Source organism: Perspicuibacillus lycopersici, from assembly GCF_025660475.1.
GTDB classification, from domain to species: Bacteria; Bacillota; Bacilli; order Bacillales; family Caldibacillaceae; genus Perspicuibacillus; species Perspicuibacillus lycopersici.
In genome coordinates this window covers 255,895-273,760 of sequence record NZ_JAOUSF010000004.1, presented here as the reverse complement: position 1 = coordinate 273,760, position 17,866 = coordinate 255,895, and the positions used below count along the sequence as shown (strand labels likewise).

The 17,866-nt window shown below is 35.4% G+C and carries 19 protein-coding genes; 4 read left to right on the top strand and 15 right to left on the bottom strand.

Annotated elements, in window-relative coordinates:
- Window positions 1–43: 43 nt before the first annotated feature.
- Window positions 44–202, top strand: a complete 159-nt coding sequence (locus OEV98_RS13450; protein ID WP_263073839.1) for a hypothetical protein — start codon at window positions 44–46, stop codon at window positions 200–202.
- A gap of 434 nt (window positions 203–636) precedes the next feature.
- Here OEV98_RS13450 and rpmG read toward each other — a convergent pair whose 3' ends face one another.
- The 6 genes from rpmG to OEV98_RS13420 form a co-directional block, all read right to left on the bottom strand.
- Window positions 637–786, bottom strand: a complete 150-nt coding sequence (rpmG, locus tag OEV98_RS13445) for a 50S ribosomal protein L33 (RefSeq protein WP_263073838.1) — start codon at window positions 784–786, stop codon at window positions 637–639.
- A 22-nt stretch (window positions 787–808) separates the two neighbouring features.
- Entirely contained in the window at window positions 809–1,990 is a 1,182-nt protein-coding gene (locus OEV98_RS13440; RefSeq protein WP_263073837.1) for a GTP-binding protein, read from the bottom strand.
- Window positions 1,991–2,297: 307 nt separating this feature from the next.
- Window positions 2,298–3,428, bottom strand: coding sequence for a DNA polymerase III subunit beta (gene dnaN, locus OEV98_RS13435; protein ID WP_263073836.1), 1,131 nt, complete (start codon window positions 3,426–3,428; stop codon window positions 2,298–2,300).
- Between the two features lie 377 nt (window positions 3,429–3,805).
- Entirely contained in the window at window positions 3,806–4,264 is a 459-nt protein-coding gene (locus OEV98_RS13430; RefSeq protein ID WP_263073835.1) for a DIP1984 family protein, read from the bottom strand.
- A gap of 121 nt (window positions 4,265–4,385) precedes the next feature.
- Window positions 4,386–4,607: a hypothetical protein gene (locus tag OEV98_RS13425; protein WP_263073834.1), complete on the bottom strand. Its 222-nt coding sequence runs from the start codon at window positions 4,605–4,607 to the stop codon at window positions 4,386–4,388.
- A 213-nt stretch (window positions 4,608–4,820) separates the two neighbouring features.
- Window positions 4,821–5,024 (bottom strand): hypothetical protein, encoded by a 204-nt coding sequence (locus OEV98_RS13420; protein ID WP_263073833.1) that lies wholly within the window; start codon window positions 5,022–5,024, stop codon window positions 4,821–4,823.
- A 191-nt stretch (window positions 5,025–5,215) separates the two neighbouring features.
- On the opposite strand from OEV98_RS13420, the gene OEV98_RS13415 reads away from it, so the two are divergent.
- A complete protein-coding gene (locus OEV98_RS13415; RefSeq protein ID WP_263073832.1) occupies window positions 5,216–6,034 on the top strand; it encodes a DUF3794 domain-containing protein in 819 nt (272 codons plus the stop codon).
- A 98-nt stretch (window positions 6,035–6,132) separates the two neighbouring features.
- Here OEV98_RS13415 and OEV98_RS13410 read toward each other — a convergent pair whose 3' ends face one another.
- Window positions 6,133–6,375: a hypothetical protein gene (locus OEV98_RS13410; RefSeq protein ID WP_263073831.1), complete on the bottom strand. Its 243-nt coding sequence runs from the start codon at window positions 6,373–6,375 to the stop codon at window positions 6,133–6,135.
- 220 nt (window positions 6,376–6,595) lie between these two features.
- Here OEV98_RS13410 and OEV98_RS13405 point away from each other — a divergent pair, with 220 nt between their 5' ends.
- Together OEV98_RS13405 and OEV98_RS13400 are read left to right on the top strand one after the other, a co-directional pair.
- Window positions 6,596–7,417: a CsxC family protein gene (locus tag OEV98_RS13405; protein ID WP_263073830.1), complete on the top strand. Its 822-nt coding sequence runs from the start codon at window positions 6,596–6,598 to the stop codon at window positions 7,415–7,417.
- Between the two features lie 207 nt (window positions 7,418–7,624).
- Entirely contained in the window at window positions 7,625–8,524 is a 900-nt protein-coding gene (locus tag OEV98_RS13400; protein WP_263073829.1) for a 3-hydroxyacyl-CoA dehydrogenase, read from the top strand.
- A 286-nt stretch (window positions 8,525–8,810) separates the two neighbouring features.
- Here the strand turns inward: OEV98_RS13400 and OEV98_RS13395 are convergent, their stop codons facing one another.
- The 8 genes from OEV98_RS13395 to OEV98_RS13360 form a co-directional block, all read right to left on the bottom strand.
- Window positions 8,811–9,773: a LacI family DNA-binding transcriptional regulator gene (locus OEV98_RS13395; protein WP_263073828.1), complete on the bottom strand. Its 963-nt coding sequence runs from the start codon at window positions 9,771–9,773 to the stop codon at window positions 8,811–8,813.
- A 636-nt stretch (window positions 9,774–10,409) separates the two neighbouring features.
- The gene (locus OEV98_RS13390; protein ID WP_263073827.1) at window positions 10,410–10,931 is read right to left on the bottom strand and encodes a PadR family transcriptional regulator; all 522 of its coding nucleotides are present in this window, start codon (window positions 10,929–10,931) and stop codon (window positions 10,410–10,412) included.
- Between the two features lie 30 nt (window positions 10,932–10,961).
- Complete coding sequence (locus OEV98_RS13385; RefSeq protein WP_263073826.1) at window positions 10,962–11,810, bottom strand: sialate O-acetylesterase; 849 nt, start codon at window positions 11,808–11,810, stop codon at window positions 10,962–10,964.
- A gap of 409 nt (window positions 11,811–12,219) precedes the next feature.
- The gene (locus OEV98_RS13380; RefSeq protein ID WP_263073825.1) at window positions 12,220–12,990 is read right to left on the bottom strand and encodes an aminoglycoside phosphotransferase family protein; all 771 of its coding nucleotides are present in this window, start codon (window positions 12,988–12,990) and stop codon (window positions 12,220–12,222) included.
- Window positions 12,991–13,844: 854 nt separating this feature from the next.
- Window positions 13,845–15,227: a 23S rRNA (uracil(1939)-C(5))-methyltransferase RlmD gene (rlmD, locus tag OEV98_RS13375; RefSeq protein ID WP_263073824.1), complete on the bottom strand. Its 1,383-nt coding sequence runs from the start codon at window positions 15,225–15,227 to the stop codon at window positions 13,845–13,847.
- Between the two features lie 255 nt (window positions 15,228–15,482).
- The gene (locus tag OEV98_RS13370; protein WP_263073823.1) at window positions 15,483–16,214 is read right to left on the bottom strand and encodes an ABC transporter permease; all 732 of its coding nucleotides are present in this window, start codon (window positions 16,212–16,214) and stop codon (window positions 15,483–15,485) included.
- A complete protein-coding gene (locus OEV98_RS13365) occupies window positions 16,215–16,925 on the bottom strand; it encodes an ABC transporter permease (protein WP_263073822.1) in 711 nt (236 codons plus the stop codon). It abuts the gene before it with no gap.
- Entirely contained in the window at window positions 16,925–17,836 is a 912-nt protein-coding gene (locus OEV98_RS13360; protein WP_263073820.1) for an ABC transporter ATP-binding protein, read from the bottom strand. The genes OEV98_RS13365 and OEV98_RS13360 overlap by 1 nt, the downstream gene beginning before the upstream one ends.
- Window positions 17,837–17,866 lie beyond the last annotated feature (30 nt).

Sequence of the window (17,866 nt, the reverse complement as noted above, 5' to 3'; positions counted from 1 at the left end):
CGGTAGCATTTGAAAGAAACCGAGAAAAGGAGCATGAAAATCGATGGAAAAACGAGAAGAAAATATGCACGGCGAGCAAATACAAGGAAAAGATAGCAGCGATAATTTATCTAAAGAAGAAAAATTGAATTCCATGCTTTTATCTACTCCGGAGATAATTACTTGGATGGACTGGGAGCAATCAAGCTCCATAGATGAATAACCGGTTGATCATTATTTTATTTCATATGAAAGGGAGCATCGATTTTATGCTCCCTGCTGTTTTACTGATACTAACCCAATGAAGTTTTTCTAAATGTAACGATTTCAAATTCAGTTTCAGCGTCTAATTTATATCACGACGAATCTCGACAGGTATATAAATGAGCCATTTGAGCTAAGAACTATTTGATTTTCGTAGGTAGCATTATTCTTTTTCTTTATACAAATAATACCCGCTGCAATTGAAATAACTACCTCTCCTGTCCGGGGAGTAAATGGAATTTATTCGAATCTCAATAGGTATCGTAACAGTAAAACGTTTGTCATACGAATTATCGCATTCGTTTTTCCATTTTGATAAGGATTCCATATTTTATTGCTCCATTGTAGTATCTGCACATCTACTCCTATCTTCTATTCTACTTCGTACCACGTTTATTTCGTTTCACGGTGTAATGTACGTCTTTTTAAACGCGGACAGTACTTCATCAATTCGATCCGTTCCGGATTATTTCGCTTATTTTTCGTTGTAATATAGTTTCTATCGCCTGTCTCTGTACATGCTAACGTGATTTTTACTCTCATTTTTGACTCCTCCAAATTGTATTTATAATCCTATAAACGCTGGTAGTGGATCGCGAAAAGATGACCAATTCATTGTCATCTCCTCATCTGTTAATAAACATTGATCTAGTCCGCTTTCTATTTCCTGTTTATTCCAATCAATCCCAATAAAGACTAATTCCGTCATTCGATCGCCATATTCCATCTCCCATCTCTCTAATATTTCTGGTTCATTTTTCAGGATTTGATTTCTTTCCCTCTCCGGATAAGCAGCAAGCCACAGCCCTGCAGCTTGGAATATAATAGACGGACCTGCTTGTGACAGTAAACCCGCCATATTATTACGAGAGGCTAGCCAAAAGAAGCCCTTCGCTCGAACAATATTTTCCGGCATTTCTTCCAGCCATGCCATCCATCTTTCCGGATGAAACGGTCTTCTTCTTCGATATACAAAAGAAGAAATACCATATTCCTCTGTTTCTGGTACATGCTCTTCATTTAGTTCCTTTATCCATCCTGCACCTTGGCTTGCTTCCTCAAAATTAAATAAACCTGTGTTTAAAATCGATGTTAACGGAATCTCTCCATGATAGCTTTCGATTATTTTTCCTATTGGATTTAGTTTTCTTAATACTGCTTTTAATTTCAAAAGACTTTCTTCATCTATCAAATCAATTTTATTTAAAACAAGGACATTAGCGAATTCAATTTGGTCGATTAATAAGTCAACTACATCTCGAGAGTCAAATTCATTCGTTGCCTGCATTCGGTCGAGCAAGCTTTCCCCTGAAGCAAAGTCATGCCAGAAGCGATTTGCATCGACAACTGTCACCATCGTATCGAGCCTACAATATTTTGACAGGTTGATTCCAAGGTTGTCATCTACATATGTAAAGGTTTGAGCGACTGGAATCGGTTCTGATATACCTGAGGATTCTATTAAAATATAGTCAATATCCCCTGCCTGAACGAGTCTTTCTACTTCGATCATTAGATCCTCCCGTAACGTACAGCAAATACAGCCGTTTTGAAGCTCCACAAGCTTCTCATTTGTTCGGGAAAAACCTCCTTGCTTCACTAACGAAGCATCGATATTAACCTCACTCATATCATTTACAATAACGGCAATTTTTTTGTTTTCTCGATTTTTTAATACATGATTCAGTAATGTCGTCTTTCCCGCTCCTAAATAGCCACTAAGAACGGTTACTGGGATTTTTTTCATTGATTCACCTCTTGATAATAGTAATCATTCCGATTTAATAAGTAAAAAACTATTAGTTACGTTCTTCTTATGAACATAACAAATAGTCTTTCCACTTATCTTCTGTTATAAATCGTAATGATTCCGATTTATATTGTACAAATTATTCTCTTTAATTTCAAGTAAAAATTTTATTTTATTTATAGCATCAAAAAAATGGCAGGAGATCACATCCGTCTTAATATCAAGAAATCCAATAAAATCCTATAAAATACAGTAAGAAGCATCAAGAAAAATAAAAATATTACTAGCCCAGAACGCTACACTATTAATACGTACGAACAGGCGAAATAAGATGAACATAGGAAGAATTACCCAACGGCTCAATTAAAGCAGGTCTCATTGCGCCTCCAAAGCTTATCTTAATTTCTTCTTCCTTAATTTCTCTTAATGCCTCTATTAAGTACCTTCCGTCAAAGGATATTGTTAATTCTTTCTCCCCATTTATCGTTGTAATATTTTGTGTTTCCTCGATTTGACCCACTTCTGTTGCAGTAGATGAAATTCTTAGCTTTTCACCTTTCTTGATTGCTAATTTTACATTATTATTTTTCCATTCGCTCGAAAATATCGAGGCTCTATCAATCCCTTTTAATAAAAGGTTCGTGTTCATCGTAATTATTGTATTCCATACTTTTGGAAACAAGCTGGATACATTAGGATAAATCCCTTCAATTAATCTAGCATAAAGGGTAATAGTTTTCGTTTGAAACACAATATAGCTACCGGTTAGAAAAATCTGCAGTAAACGATCGTCAGATGATAGTAGTTTTGCTAGATGATTTAAACTTGTACTAGGAACAATATACGAACCATGTATATTCGATATAATCGGTAGCTCACGTAAAGCTAAACGTTGAGAATTTGTTGCAACACATTGGAGATGATTTTCTGCAAACGTCATATGTACCCCTGTTAAAACAGGCTTAGAATTACTTTTAGAAATAGCAAATGTCGTTTGTTTAACCATTTCGATTAAATCCGAACATTGAATTTCCGCATGCTTTGTTTCATATATTTCAGGAATACTTGGATATTGCGAGGGATCAAAGCCATTCACTTTTATTACTATTTCCTCAGACTGAATAGTAGCTACCTGTGCTTCATCTACTTTTATACAAATATCGTTTGGTAATTTCTTTGCTATTTCTAACAAATATTTTGCCGATATTACTACACTACCTGTCGCATAAACATTCAATACCTGTATTACCTTAATAGTAGAAGGAATAATTGTCTCAATGATAATATCTGAATCCCTGCCGATGAGCGTTAATCGATCAGTTGAAGCAACTAGTTTAATTCCAGAAAAAAAAGGGAAAGCTGTTTTATTCGATATCGCTTTACTAACATCTGTGATTGCTTTATTAAAATATTCCTTGCTTATGATAATTTCCATGAAGTGTCCTCCCGTAAATTCCTTTTGTTCACTATTTGGCAACTCATTGAATAAATAAAAAAAGGTAGATTCGATGGTTGGAGAGAAATTCCAATAACCAACATCCACCTCAACTCTCTTCCTATCTAGTAACCTATAAATTTAACAAAAATAGTATCCCCTATCCACCCTCACGAAAAGAAAATCAATACCTGGTAGTAATTTGTATGACTTATAAACGGTAATATTGTTACAGTAATGGGTATAAGCTGTAATGAGGACTCGAACCTCTTTAGGTTACCCCGAAACCTTTACCATTGGACAACGTGACAGGTTGTTTTTGATTTTTGGTATTCGCCTTTTCATATTCGCTACCTGCTAGCTTTCCTTCTTGCAGATTACTCCATTAAATCGGTTTTCCAATTAAGCTCTTGAATTTTCATATCTAGTAACCGGTATTGCTGTGATAAATCATCCACATGTTTTTGTGCTTCTTTGACATTAATGGTTGTAACATATTTAATTTCCGTTCTGGAATACCGATCAATTCTAACGTTCGCCTGTTCCAGTAGCTCACTATAAATTTTACGTTCCTGGCCAATTATTTCTCGACTAGTTAATGCATCCGCTAAAGATTGCCTTTCGTCAAAACTAGTCAATAAATTAGTTCTATTAATATGTCGAATTAAACTTTTTAGTTTTTTTAATAGATCTGTTAACTCTTCCATAATTACTTTTGGATCCTCACTCGGTTGATCCCCATCTTGTACTCTTACATTTTGGAAGAGTCGATTTCTTAATTGTTCTACCTTTTTTTGATAATCTGTTCGGATAATTAATGCCTCTGCCAATTTCATTGCTTCTCCCCCTCACACGTACATTACTAACCCTTTCCGTTTATATTCTTCCAATCCTACAAAGAATCCTTCTCCAACTTCTCTATACTTTGGGAAACAAATATTTTATTATATTTATGTTTTACTTGAAGAAGGAAATGATAGTAGCAATCCAAATCAGCGTGAGAACTATTATACAGACAAGCGAGCTATATTTTGTTATGCGAAGAAGCTCATCCGATAGCTCCGGCTCTTCCTTAAACTTCCAACGGTTTCCCCACATAATCAACTCTCTTGGATCAACAATACCAAGAAATAATAAAAAATAAATGGGAATACATAGAACTGCACAAATAAAAACCATATCCGGATCCTCCTCCAACGGTTTGGATGGAAAATAATATACTTATCCATACGTTTCAATCGCTCCTATAGTTTCAGATTATTCCCTCCTTTCAAAATTTAACTTGTATGTAAAAGAAAATAACCAAATGTTTTACTGTTCATGAAGTAGTTCTACATTTTTTGAAAAATAAAAAAGGACAGGAGCATGATTCCTGTCCTCTGAGTCCATTTACTAGCGACGGCCGCAAATTTCGTCTAAAATGTCATCAATAATGTCTTGTACATTTCCGTTATTACCATTATTTCTATTATCTTCTGCACCAGCCACTTGGCCATTTGCTCTGTCTCCAACGATAACTATGTTTTCCGCTTGGACAAATAAATCATCAACTACTAGTAGGGCTCTTGTTCTATTTCTATTATGATTTCTACTCATACTTTTCCCTCCTTTCTACCTGCTTGTTTACTATATGTACAATAAGAGAGCTTTGCGTGTTCAAGTACACTACATAAAATGCCTTTTTTTGCTGGTTTTTCATCTAAAAAAACGACCTAGGCAAAGCACCATTTGCGCCCAATTCTAATATGCTATGAAGTAAAGCTGTTCAGTAGAAAGGAAGGAACGGTATGCAGAAAGATCAGCACCAGAACCACTCGATGGAGCCAACTCCTAAAGGAAATCATAAAGATCAAATGACGAAGCCATCAATGCCATATTTTCCTGGTATGCGGGTACAAAGAAATACCGTTATTCCGGAGGTTGCAAGTACGCCTATACAACCACAACAACAAGCTATTTCTACAGCCTATGTGAATGCACCGGTCGTAATTGGAGAAACGACGATTCAGCTTAACCTTGATGGAAATACGGAATTCCCTGAGCCAGTTCTTGAGATAAAAGAAATAAAGCGTAATTTAAAACTAACGCAATGCCGCTTGCTTCTACCAACAAATAAGTTATTTTTAAAAGGGGTTGTACGTAAAAATATTACTTATGCTACGCCAAAGCAATCCACAGCTCGGTATATTGTCTCGCGAATTCATTCCTTGACAACGGATATCCCGTTTGAAGCAGTCACCGAAATTGAATTTATTAACCAACCAATTTTCCATCCTACCCCTGAACAAGAAAATTTCTTTTTCTTCGCTAAAGAGAAACTAATACCTGATTTTTCACACAAAAGAAGGCTGCTTTCTCGAGACTTCGCCCTACATGAACAAGTAACAAAAGAGGTTTTTAACGAGGAGCCTTACTGTGAATTGATTTCTAGTAAATTTATCGAGTTTGATGAAGCGATTGATCGTAAAACAGGCAGGGTTATTGGAATTTTAGGAGAACGTATGGAGGTACCGTTTGACGAAGGAACCTTTTACCAAATGGAAGAAAAAATGATCGTAGAAATCACGCTCAGAGTTTTACAGAAGCAGCAAGTAATAATGGACTAATAGTCTATCCCCTTTATATTACTTCATATAAAACAGGCAGGTAAGTACTCTCTAACCTGCCATTGTTTTTTACGAATTATATCCATATTTTCCCCAAATTAAAAATCAATTCGATTTGGACCATAATAGTGAATTTCCTCCGAAATTCCTAGAACACCATCTTGGTAGTAATTATGTCTTTTAACTTCCACATTTTCCATATCATCGTCATCTTGAATACCAGCAACTCGACCATTTCGAACAGGACTGTTTCGATCACCAACAACCACAATATTGTCTGCTCGAATAATGAGATCGTCTATATCAACGACTGCTCTTGTCCTTCTATTATTTCTACCCATCCATTTCACCCCTTACATATTTTTGTATATCGTATGTCCGGTTTTCTCTTTTTGACATGTACAACTTCACTAGAGAAAACGATATTTGCTACAGTTTCCTCTCCAATTATTCAAAATGGAAAAAAGGGCGATATTGGGAGTGGCAAACGCTTATACATTCTGACTTGCTTGAAAATATAGTAATACTGTAACAAAAATCAAATGAAAAGGAGAGAAACAGATGTCAGAAAATCACAACAATAAAGGAACAGAATCTAAAGATTCGAAAGCGTCCACACCATATTATCCAAAAAAGAAATCGAAACAAAAAAATACTGTCGTTCCAGCTGTACACAATAAACCAGTTCAACCACATGCAATTCAAAAAGCTTATGTAAAAGTTCCAGTAGTACTTGGAGAAACTACTATTCAAATCGATATGGACGCAAAAATCGAGTTCCCAGAGCCTGTTCTGGAAATCAAAAAGATCAAGAAGCATTTGAAATTAACACAATGCCGTCTATTACTTCCTACGAACAAACTATTCATTAAAGGTTTTGTTCGCAAAAATATCCAATATGCTACACCGAAAAAAGCAGATGGTCATCAAGTGCTTTCTAGTATCCACTCCTTAACAGTAGATATTCCTTTCGAAGCAGTTACAGAAATTGATTTCTTAAATAAACCACATTTCCATTCCAACCCAGATACAAACGACTTTACATTCTTTAGTTCTAGTAAATTGCCAAAAGGATTTTCACAAAAAGAACATCTACTTTCTGGAGATTTCTCCCAATACGATCAAATCAGTGGAGAAGTTTTCAACGAACTTCCATACTGTGAGCTATTGTACAGTAAATTTATTGAATACGATGAAGCACTTGACCGTGAAATGGGAGTTGTATATGGTCCAGACGGTGAACTTATTAATGCCCCATTCGAAGAAGGAACCTTCACAAAAATCGAAGAAAAAATGGTCGTTGAACTTACTCTTAAAGTACTTCAAAAACAACAAGTTCACATTGATAAGGACTTTCCACACCATCCTCATCCAAAATACTAATAGAAAGCAAAAAGCAGCCAGAAATAAAAATTTTTGGCTGCTCTATTCTTTCCATCTTATTATCGGGGAGGAAGAGATAGAAAATTCAAAAGTATTGATATTTAAAAATCGTGAGCATATTCCTTCATATATCGTAATAGAAAGAGGCATAATAATACAGTAGTAATTTTACAATAAATGGTATTAATCGAAAGAAGGAAAATAACGATGAATTTCAAGAATATTACTATTGCTGGTAGCGGCGTTTTAGGAAGTCAAATTGCCTACCAAACAGCATTTCACGGATTTAATGTCACTGTATATGATATTACTGATGAGGCACTTGAAAAAGCCAAGGAAAAAATTAAGAAACTAAAAAAACGATATCAGGAAGATCTTGATGCAAGTCAGCAAGACGTCGATAATGCCTTTGATCGAATTACATTCTATTCTGATTTATCCAAAGCAGTTTCAAATGCTGATCTTGTTATTGAGGCAATACCTGAAGTAGTTAAGATTAAAACAGAGTTTTACAAAGAGTTGGGGCAAGTAGCACCTGAAAAAACAGTATTTGCAACAAACTCTTCTACGTTGCTACCTAGCCAATTTGCTGAAGCTACTGGTCGTCCAGAGAAATTTTTAGCTTTACACTTTGCCAATGAAATTTGGTTAAATAACACAGCGGAAATTATGAAACATCCAGGCACAGATAGTACTATCTTTGATGCGGTAGTAGAATTCGCAAAGAGTATAGGTATGGTTGCCTTACCGTTACATAAAGAACAGCCTGGCTACATTTTAAATTCCTTACTAGTTCCATTATTAGATGCAGCGGAATTACTTTTGTCAAAAGGAGTTGCCGATGTAGAAACCATCGATAAAACATGGATGATTGCAACAGGTGCCCCTAAAGGTCCATTTGCTATTTTAGACGTTGTAGGTATCACCACTTCTTATAACATAGTAAATGCTAAAGCTGAGGCAACAGGAGATCCAGAGTTTAAAAAATTAGCGGAGTTATTAAAGACGGAGTATATTGATAAAGGAAAACTAGGCGTAGCAACAGGAGAAGGATTTTACAAATATCCAAATCCAAAATTTTTAGAACCAGATTTTCTAAAAAATTAATTTTTTACAAGGCAGAAGCTGGGACAAAAGCAAGAAGACGCATTATTTTAGCGAAGGAAATATTGGTAGACTTCTGTGGGATAAAGTGGCAATGGCTGGACCCAACAGTGTGGAACAAGAGAGAGATGACCACCATCCCATGGAAAACGAAGAATATTTCCGGAACGGTTTATAGTCGCTAATCAATGCATTGTATATCTTTTCTTTGATGAACAAGCATTTGTCCCTGCTACCCTCTATATACAAAGGACAGAATCTCTATCCTTTGTATTTTAATATCACCCTATTAAATAGTCTGTCTCTCAATTAATTTTACCATTATTTCCTCATGAGAAGGATTTCTACTGCCAATTGATTGGCGAAATAGTTTTCTTCCTATTTCAACTAAAGGAATTTCGAGTGTTGTTATATGCATCATTTGGGCAATTGGTTGGTTATCAAATCCCATGATAGAAAGATCACCAGGTATTGCTATATCTTTTTCCTTACAACAAGTGATAATTCCTGCAGCTACAATATCACTAGTTACTAACAGCACGGTTGGTGGGTCTTGTAATCTAGTTAATTGTTCGATTACCTTTACCCCATCTTCAAATTTATTACAATCATAAAAAATATAATGAGGATCAAAAGATAGATTTTCCTTTTTCAAAAAGTCTTTGTACGCCTTCTCCCTTTGTTTACTGTTGGCACCTGATTTTCTTCCTACACAGTAGCCAATTTTTTGATGTCCTTTGTTATGAAGATACTCTAATGCATTAAAAAAACATTTATAGTGATCAATAAATGTGGAAGACACATTTTTTCCCCTTGCATCTTCACATAACACAATGGGTCCGTATTGAACATATTCGTCAATGACCTCCCATTCACAGCTTCTTGAACAAATAATTAGTGCATCGATTTGTTTATGTTGTAGCATCTTTAATGCTTCAAGCTCCCTAGTTTCTTCATAATTTGTTTGAAATAAAACGAGCTTGTAATTATTTTTTACCGCTTCATTGGCAATCCCTTCTAACATCAGACCAAAATAAGGAACATCGGTATATGGAATCGCTACCCCAACAAGAAAGGTTTCCCCTTTGCTTAAATGCACTGCATTTATATTTCGTTGGTAATTAAATTCCTCAATTGCCCGCAGTACTGCTTCCCTTTTTTCCTTCCTTACATATGGATGATCATTTAACACACGAGAAACGGTTGTAACGGAAACGCCTGCGCTCTTTGCGATGTCTTTTATATTTGCCACGGTTATATCCCCTTTACATACTCTCTTGAATAAGCAAACATATTATCAAATCAACTTACTTCGTTTTTCATTTTACTATAGAAAATCTAGTAATTTTATTTATCGTTTCCATCTTCTTATGTTTTGCTAATCTGATATTACCACCATTTGCATTTTAAAAGAACTATCATTTCTTCTAAATAAATGGAAGTTGATTATGAAATGGTACACCTTTTCAAATGCACTTTTACGTACCTCTAATATTTAGGGATAAAAAGAAAAGAAATGTTCCTCTTAAATAGAAGAACACTTCACAAAGGTGTAACGCCGCACACTTGCGTAACGCCACCGATACAAGAGTAATTTATGAAACGCGTTTCAGTGCAAGAAAAAATTTTTCAAGCGAAACACGCTACAAACATACAACCAGTATTATTTTAGAAAAACATAATACTTATTAGTATTCCTACCCTATTTTTCCCCTTTTCAAACTTTCTAAGACCATAACTTTTAATATATTTCCATTAATTAACATATTAGTTAACTCCTTCAAATACGAAAAAAAGACTTATCCATTAGAAGGATAAGCCCAAATATTCTCTTGAATTCATTATATTTATTTTCGAAAAACGGTAATAACAATTGCTGGATTGTATTTTAATTTTCACTTCTTATTTCCTTTAAAAGCCCTTCAAACCATTGAACATTTACTAAATGATGGGAAAGTGAATTTTCTAGCATTTTTTTAAAAGGTATCGAAATTGTTTCGGAATGCTGGATCGAATGTTCTAGCAAAGATATTTTCTCTTTTGTTTGTTCGATTTGAATTTCCATTAGCTTGATTAGCTCTTTTTTGTCATATTCATCCGCAAACAGCATCGCAGCATAAAAAGATAAATTGATATAATCAGTCTTAGAGCCATATTGGAACATTAATTTTTCAAACTCTTTATTTCCTAGTTCCGTAATAATATAATTACGTGTCTCTCTCGTGTTGTCTAATTGCTCAACCTTTTGAATATATTGTTTTTCCTCTAACTGTTGAAGATTATAATAAAAGGATCCTTTCGTAAAATTTACGATATATTTATAATGTCTCTCCTCCATTAAAGCTAACAACTCATATCCATAAGAGCCAGGATTTTGCTTCAATAAACCTAAAATAAGTAATGGTATCAAATAATCACCCTCTTTATGCTAAAAGCTATTCTATTCCTTGTTGATTTGCACGAGTTGTAATTGAAATTCTTCATAGGATATTTTTCCTAATGACAGGTCCATTATTTTCATATAGATCATTTCTGCTTTGCTATATGTTCTAGAAGAAATAAGATTTAACAGCTCATCTTCATTTGTTAATGGTTCCATTACATGTTGCTTATTAGAGAAAGCTTCAAAATAGCGGAAACCAAATTTTCTTTGTGAAATGGCATCCATATGAATACCATCTGGATTAGATGTTAGCCCTGCTGCTGTAACAAAAAAACAATTATCTTGTTCCAAAGCAAATTTTTGTAGCTGTTGATTAATGAAGGTATATTCCGTACAACCTTTTCCAAATCCATCTTTTCCTAAAAAATCACCTAAACCACCAATAATAAGCGGAATATCTGGTGCATTCAATTCCTTTCTAAAGGCATCCATAATGGAGAGTAATTTGTTGTAATAAACTTTGTAGTTCCCATTCATACTATCACTTTCCCCTTGATGCCAAAGAATCCCGGTTAATTTACTAGTTTGCATAGCAAATTTCGCTTCCATGATTGCATGTTGAAATAGTGTTTGATCTGGAGCCCATTCATCGAGCGTGCTTCCACCTTCTGCACAAGGGATAAATCCTATCATATCCTCTTGATTTTTCCGACACCATGCATCTGCAAATGAACCAGCCAAACTTATTCCTGCAACCGGTCGATCATAATGGATCGGCTCTGTCATCATTTGCCATCGACCATTCCGCAGCATTTGAATTCTTTCATTAATAATCGGTGGTACGTCATGGATAAATCCCCGTCCCGCCATATTTGATTGACCTATTAGTAAAAATGATTGAATCATTTTTTTCATCCTCTCTTTTTGTATTATTTACAAAAGAATATTGCGTGTTCCTTTTTCTATTGAATACTTACGTAGTTTCCAACTTACAAATATTATTTTCGTCTAATTAGACTATGAACACGTAAATATTATAGTCTAATTAGACTATAAGTCAATGATTTTTCCATTAATTTAAGTGCAAATAAAAAAGCCCATTGTCTCAGGCTTTTCCATTCTCTCTCTCCTATTTTATTAAGTAAAAGGTATATGGTCTGATAAAACCAGATGGACTCTCCTTACCAAAAAATTCCCAAAATAGCACCTAGTACAGATGTGGATAAAATTACCGTAATGATTTGCGTTTCCATACTATTCATCTCCTTTAATCTATAAATTTCTTATTTAATTTTCCGTCAAGGATATGAATTTTTTAGAAAAACTCATATAATCCATCATTAAAATAGTGAAACTCTTCCGAAGAAACTCGATAGCGTATATACCCGTCATAAAAAGTATTTAAAAGTTCCGGATCATCTACAAAATCACTTATTGCTAATGATATATCATAGCGAGGGTCTCCCACCGTCATTCCAGCTATATCAATGAAAAGTTTCACTTCTCCATTTTTCACTAACACATTATCTGTTGTGCAGTCCCCATGTATCATCGTTTGTTTCACTGAAAAAGGTTTTCTAGCTATTAGCTGATTTAGCAATTCTTTACTGCCCTCTGTTTGCCCATTTTCAACATAATATTGAGCTTTAACAAGCTGTCTTTCTAGCCAATCATTTTTCTGCTCAAGTACCTTAATAGGTTCCTTTTCATGGAATTGATGAAGAAATAACCCGAAGCTTTTAATTAGAGATTTTCGTTCAGTAAGTGATTTTGCTTCCCGTAAAGCAGTGGTTAATGTCGTTCCATTCTCAAACGACACAATCAGATTACTGCTATTATCATCCTCTATAAATCCATAATAATCAGGAACTGGTATCTGTTTTTCTATATTTATGTTCTCTAATATCCTTGCCTCTTCCTTTAGCCACATTCGATATTTTTCCTTGAATGCACTTTTTAGTAGATATAAACCTTTAATTGTCTCAATTTTACGGACTTCAGAAGTGCATCCTTGTTCAACAAGTAAATCCACCGTATTTATTTTACCGATTATTTCTTCAATCTTTCCCCTCAAACTATCATTCATCTACTCACCACTCACTTTCTTTTCAATATCCATCAAATTATGAATATTTTATCAAAAATATCCCCTTTATTCTAAATATCTCTATTATTCTTTTTTTCCAGCTAATCTCCCACATAGCACAAATAGCTAGTTTGGAAAGGGAGGCGAAAACATCTAGAACTTATGCCAGTCCGAATAACAACTTTATCCGGCCACAAAAAAGGACTATCCCTTAAGGGAAAGCCCTGTTCTTCTCACGCTTTTTTACGAAATCTATTTTTTCTCACTTAAAAGAGAAATTGGAGATGTTTTTTATGGTATTGGTAAGAATTATTGGTTCGTTACAATTTTGTATAACAAAAATAGAAATCACTCAAAACCCGCTCCTCAAACCCGCATTCTTCCGTTCGAGTTAAAATAAAGATTTCCGACGGAACCCCCATTTTGGACCTTTTTTGATTCAAAAATGACCGTTTTTCCACCTGTTTTTCCGCATTTTTTTCACGTTTTTTCGGGAGTTAAAATAAAGTCTTCCGATTTTGGAATGAAAAATAGGCGGAGAAATGAATAAGGGAAATAAGAAAAAACATGGAGAAAAGATTGAATGAGACCTTCGGTCTCTTATTGAATAAACACCTTAGTGAAATATTGAAAAAAGCCTGAATTGGTGAGGGTTCAAACATGATTAGCTAGGATAAAACTATTTAGTTATTATTGATTTTCTATTGAATTATACCAGAAAAAATCCCGGGTTCCTAATGAGGAAAACCCGGGATTGTATTGAATCAGAATCGAAAATCGGAAATATTTATTTTAACTGAGATCGAGCCTGAATCGGAAATGTTTATTTTAGTTCGGAAGAGTTTATTATTTTGTTACAATTTAAGGTTTAACGATGTTACTACTTCCACATGCGCCGTATGCGGAAACATGTCCACTGGCTGAATATACTCTACATCATATTTTTTCATTAAGCGATTCAAGTCTTTTGCTAATGTTGATGGGTTACAGGAAACGTACACTACTTGCTTGGCGTTCGTTTGTAAAATCGTATTTAGCAATGCGTCGTCACAGCCGGATCGTGGTGGATCGACGACGACGACATCTGGCTGCCAGCCGGATTTCACCCATTTTGGCATGACTTGCTCTGCCTTGCCAACTTCGTAATGAGCATTTTTGATTCCGTGGCGTTTCGCGTTTTTCTTCGCGTCATCTATCGCTTCTTTAATTACATCCATACCCCGAATTTCCCCTGCTTTACTTGCTAGCCATAAACCAATTGTCCCAACACCACAATAAGCATCTACCACTTTTTCGCTGCCAGAAAGCTGGGCAGCTTTTTTCACTTCATCATATAGCTTCACTGTTTGTAGTGGATTCAATTGGAAAAAGGCACGTGCAGATAATTCAAAGCTTAAATCACCTAATGATTCTTGAATCACCTGTTCGCCACTTAGATGAATCGTTTCCTCGCCAAAAATTAACGATGTTTTTCTTCCATTAATGTTTTGAATGATCGATTTTACTTCTGGTAGCCGTTTTTGAATTTCTGCGATAATCATGTCCTTTTTCGGTAGCTCTTTTTGCGCTGTAATTAAGACAACTTGAACCTCGCCAGTCGTTATCCCGGCACGTGAGACAACGGTACGAACAACCCCTTTGCGCTTCCGTTCATCATAGATCGGAATATTTAAGTCCGCTAAAATTCGTTTTACTACTGTCACCGTTTTATTCGTGGAAGGATGCTGTACCATACAGTTTGGAATATCGATTAGCTGATGGGTATTCATACTATATAGACCTGCGATTACTTTGCCTTTTTTCAGCCCTACCTGGAATTGACTTTTGTTACGGTAGCCCCATGGATTTTCCATACCGATTGTTGGTCGAATATCTAGTTTTCCAATATTCAACTTTGTATGACGCTCTAACGATTGAATGACAATATCGCGTTTTTCCTTTAGCTGTTGCTCATATTGTAAATGCTGTAATTGGCAGCCACCACATTCCTTATAAATTGGACATGGTGCTTTCACACGAAACGGTGATTTTTTGCGAATTTCTTTAATTCGTCCTTCTGCAAATTTATGTTGAATATTGGTAGCCTCGACTACTACTTCTTCATTAGGAAGTGCACCTGGCACGAACACTACCTGCTTTTTGAAATAACCGACACCTTCACCATTAATGCCTAGTCGTTTTATAGTTAACGGGAATACTTGTCCTTTTTGTATTTGCACGTTCGTTTGTTTATCCATTTAATGTGCTCCTTATTTTCTAAAAATCGGATGCTTACAATCAGTTATTTTCCTTACATACGATAAATCCATTTATTTATATACAAACTATTATTTTATACTAAAACGAATGCCATGAAAAGTTTCGCAACCCCTTCTTCTAATTGTAATTTTTCCCTGTCAAACAAAAACAAACCTAGATTTCTGGAAATTTACCAAAATCTAGGTTTTTCATGCGCAACACCATACATTATTTGAAAGAAAAAGCTAGTTCGATTAAACTGCTTTTCGCTGAAAATAAATATAGCCACAAAGAAAAAATAACAAAAAGCCCCCACCTACTACTGTAATTAATTGTTCCCATGGGATAAAAAAGACATCCTTTGTATCGCCACCAATATACATCATGGAGAATGGCTGTGCCCATGGATAATATGGTCCTACCTTTTCGGAGTTCACAGCTAAAATGGCAGGAAGGGTAAAAATCACATTGACTGCTAACGGTGCAGCAAAGCTCTTAAACATTAAGGACATCCATAGCTGTAATGCTGCCAACGGGAAGGTGGCAACCCAACCACCAAGAATACTTTTCCAAACAATTTCCATTGGGAATGGATCGGTATATTGATGAATAAAGCCAATGGTAACAACTGCTCCAAGATAAAGAACTTGCATAGCAAAAATAAGAACGATTAGTAATAAATATTTCGCTATAAACACTTTCCCTCTTGTCACCGGCAATGCTAATAGCTGCTTCCAGCCGCCAGCCTGATGCTCATAACGACAAATGGTACTTGCTAAAACACCGGTGATTAATGGCAAAAATAATAAAGCATAGGTCAAATTCATTACCATCAAAGTACTAAACCAATGATTAATTTCATCCGGAAACATATCCGTGCTGACAGTTAATCCAAGGATCATTCCGACGATCGGTCCAACAAACATAATAAACGTTATTTTGGACTTTCGAAGCTTCAACCATTCGGCATCCAGTAAATGATACACTTATTTCACGTCCCTTCTATGAAAATCTAGCATTCCAATGAAATATAAGATAAACCCTACGGCAAGCCCTAGCCATACATTGATTAAAGGTTCATCCCATTGGTTCATTAATGATGGCCATTTCCAAATCAACCAATCCGGTATCACATAGGCAGAGTAACTAAGAATAACACCTATCACACCGATGGAAACCGGGATTCCTTGATTCGTACTGACAAAAGAAACCCACAACTGCAAGCCTAAAACAGGAAATGCTGCAAATAATGGATAGAAGGAATACATAAATAACTCCCGATAGGGAACTACTTCACCTAAATCTAGAAATAATCCGTATATAAATGTAAATACAGTAAGTAGACTAGCGGAAAGCAGCAGTAAAAACAGTAGCACTGTATATTTTGATAAATAAATACTGTATTTAGAGACAGGCATGGCAACAAGCTGTTTCCAAGCATTTGTTTCATTTTCAATACTTGCCATAAACGATGTTAAAATGACAATTCCTAAAATAATCGCAAACGGTGTAATGGATGAGGTATTTAACAAATAGAAAAGCCAATCATCCTCACTTTGCTGCAATAAATAATCTTTACGCACACTGTAGTTGACGATTTGTAGAGCAACCACTCCAATGGGACCTAATACTGTTAAAAACCAAATTCCTTTACGTTTGATTTTCATTAATTCTATTCCGATTAGTTTTCCAATCATCAGACACGCTCCTCCTCCGCCGTCATTTGTAGGAAGATATCCTCCAATGATCGTTTGTCCTCCTCCACTCGATAAATATCGTGTCCATTTTGGACGAGATTGCGAATAATTGCTGCTATCTCTTGATCTGTTTTATCAACCAATAAAATTTTCCCATCATGCAGTTCCCCTTGAATGCCCTTTGCCATTAACGAACGCCAAGCCTTTTCGCTTTCATTTACCTTTACAACAACACTTTGCTTCGAAAATGTTCGCATAACATCAATAGAATCTTGAAAAATCATTTTTCCTTTACTTACGATACCTACCGTTGTCGCAATTTGATCAATTTCCGACAAAAGATGACTAGAAATTACGATCGTCATTCCATAAATAGAAGGTAATCGTTTAATTAGATTCCGAATCTCGATAATCCCCGAAGGATCTAATCCGTTCGTCGGTTCATCTAATATTAATAATTCTGGACGGTTTAACAGAGCTGCCGCAATACCTAGCCTCTGCTTCATTCCAAGGGAAAAGCCCTTCACCTTTTTATTTGCAACATCCGATAAACGGACAATCTCTAAAACCTCGTTTACTCGATTTTTTTCTGTTCCATAAATTTTTCTTAGTACTTCTAAATTCTCTGCTGCAGTCAAATGTGGATAGTAGGATGGATTCTCTACGAGGGAGCCCACTTTTTTTAAAATATTTATTCTATCCTTTTTCAGATCACTTCCAAAAATTCGTACAGAACCGGCTGTAGGTTGCATTAGTCCTAATAGCATCCGAATCGTAGTCGTCTTTCCTGCACCATTCGGTCCTAAAAAACCGTATATTTCTCCCTTTGGTATTTTCATCGCTAAATCAGATACTGCAAATTCTTTTCCGAATCGCTTTGTTAATTTCCTTGTCTCTACGATATATTCCAAAATTATCACCTCACTACTAGATTAGCTAAT

Coding starts and splice junctions, on each gene's coding strand:
- OEV98_RS13450 (WP_263073839.1), top strand. CDS start 44: ATGGAAAAACGAGAAGAAAATATGCACGGCGAGCAAATACAAGGAAAA.
- rpmG (WP_263073838.1), bottom strand. CDS start 786: ATGAGAGTAAAAATCACGTTAGCATGTACAGAGACAGGCGATAGAAAC.
- OEV98_RS13440 (WP_263073837.1), bottom strand. CDS start 1,990: ATGAAAAAAATCCCAGTAACCGTTCTTAGTGGCTATTTAGGAGCGGGA.
- dnaN (WP_263073836.1), bottom strand. CDS start 3,428: ATGGAAATTATCATAAGCAAGGAATATTTTAATAAAGCAATCACAGAT.
- OEV98_RS13430 (WP_263073835.1), bottom strand. CDS start 4,264: ATGAAATTGGCAGAGGCATTAATTATCCGAACAGATTATCAAAAAAAG.
- OEV98_RS13425 (WP_263073834.1), bottom strand. CDS start 4,607: ATGGTTTTTATTTGTGCAGTTCTATGTATTCCCATTTATTTTTTATTA.
- OEV98_RS13420 (WP_263073833.1), bottom strand. CDS start 5,024: ATGAGTAGAAATCATAATAGAAATAGAACAAGAGCCCTACTAGTAGTT.
- OEV98_RS13415 (WP_263073832.1), top strand. CDS start 5,216: ATGCAGAAAGATCAGCACCAGAACCACTCGATGGAGCCAACTCCTAAA.
- OEV98_RS13410 (WP_263073831.1), bottom strand. CDS start 6,375: ATGGGTAGAAATAATAGAAGGACAAGAGCAGTCGTTGATATAGACGAT.
- OEV98_RS13405 (WP_263073830.1), top strand. CDS start 6,596: ATGTCAGAAAATCACAACAATAAAGGAACAGAATCTAAAGATTCGAAA.
- OEV98_RS13400 (WP_263073829.1), top strand. CDS start 7,625: ATGAATTTCAAGAATATTACTATTGCTGGTAGCGGCGTTTTAGGAAGT.
- OEV98_RS13385 (WP_263073826.1), bottom strand. CDS start 11,810: ATGATTCAATCATTTTTACTAATAGGTCAATCAAATATGGCGGGACGG.
- OEV98_RS13380 (WP_263073825.1), bottom strand. CDS start 12,990: ATGAATGATAGTTTGAGGGGAAAGATTGAAGAAATAATCGGTAAAATA.
- rlmD (WP_263073824.1), bottom strand. CDS start 15,227: ATGGATAAACAAACGAACGTGCAAATACAAAAAGGACAAGTATTCCCG.
- OEV98_RS13365 (WP_263073822.1), bottom strand. CDS start 16,925: ATGATTGGAAAACTAATCGGAATAGAATTAATGAAAATCAAACGTAAA.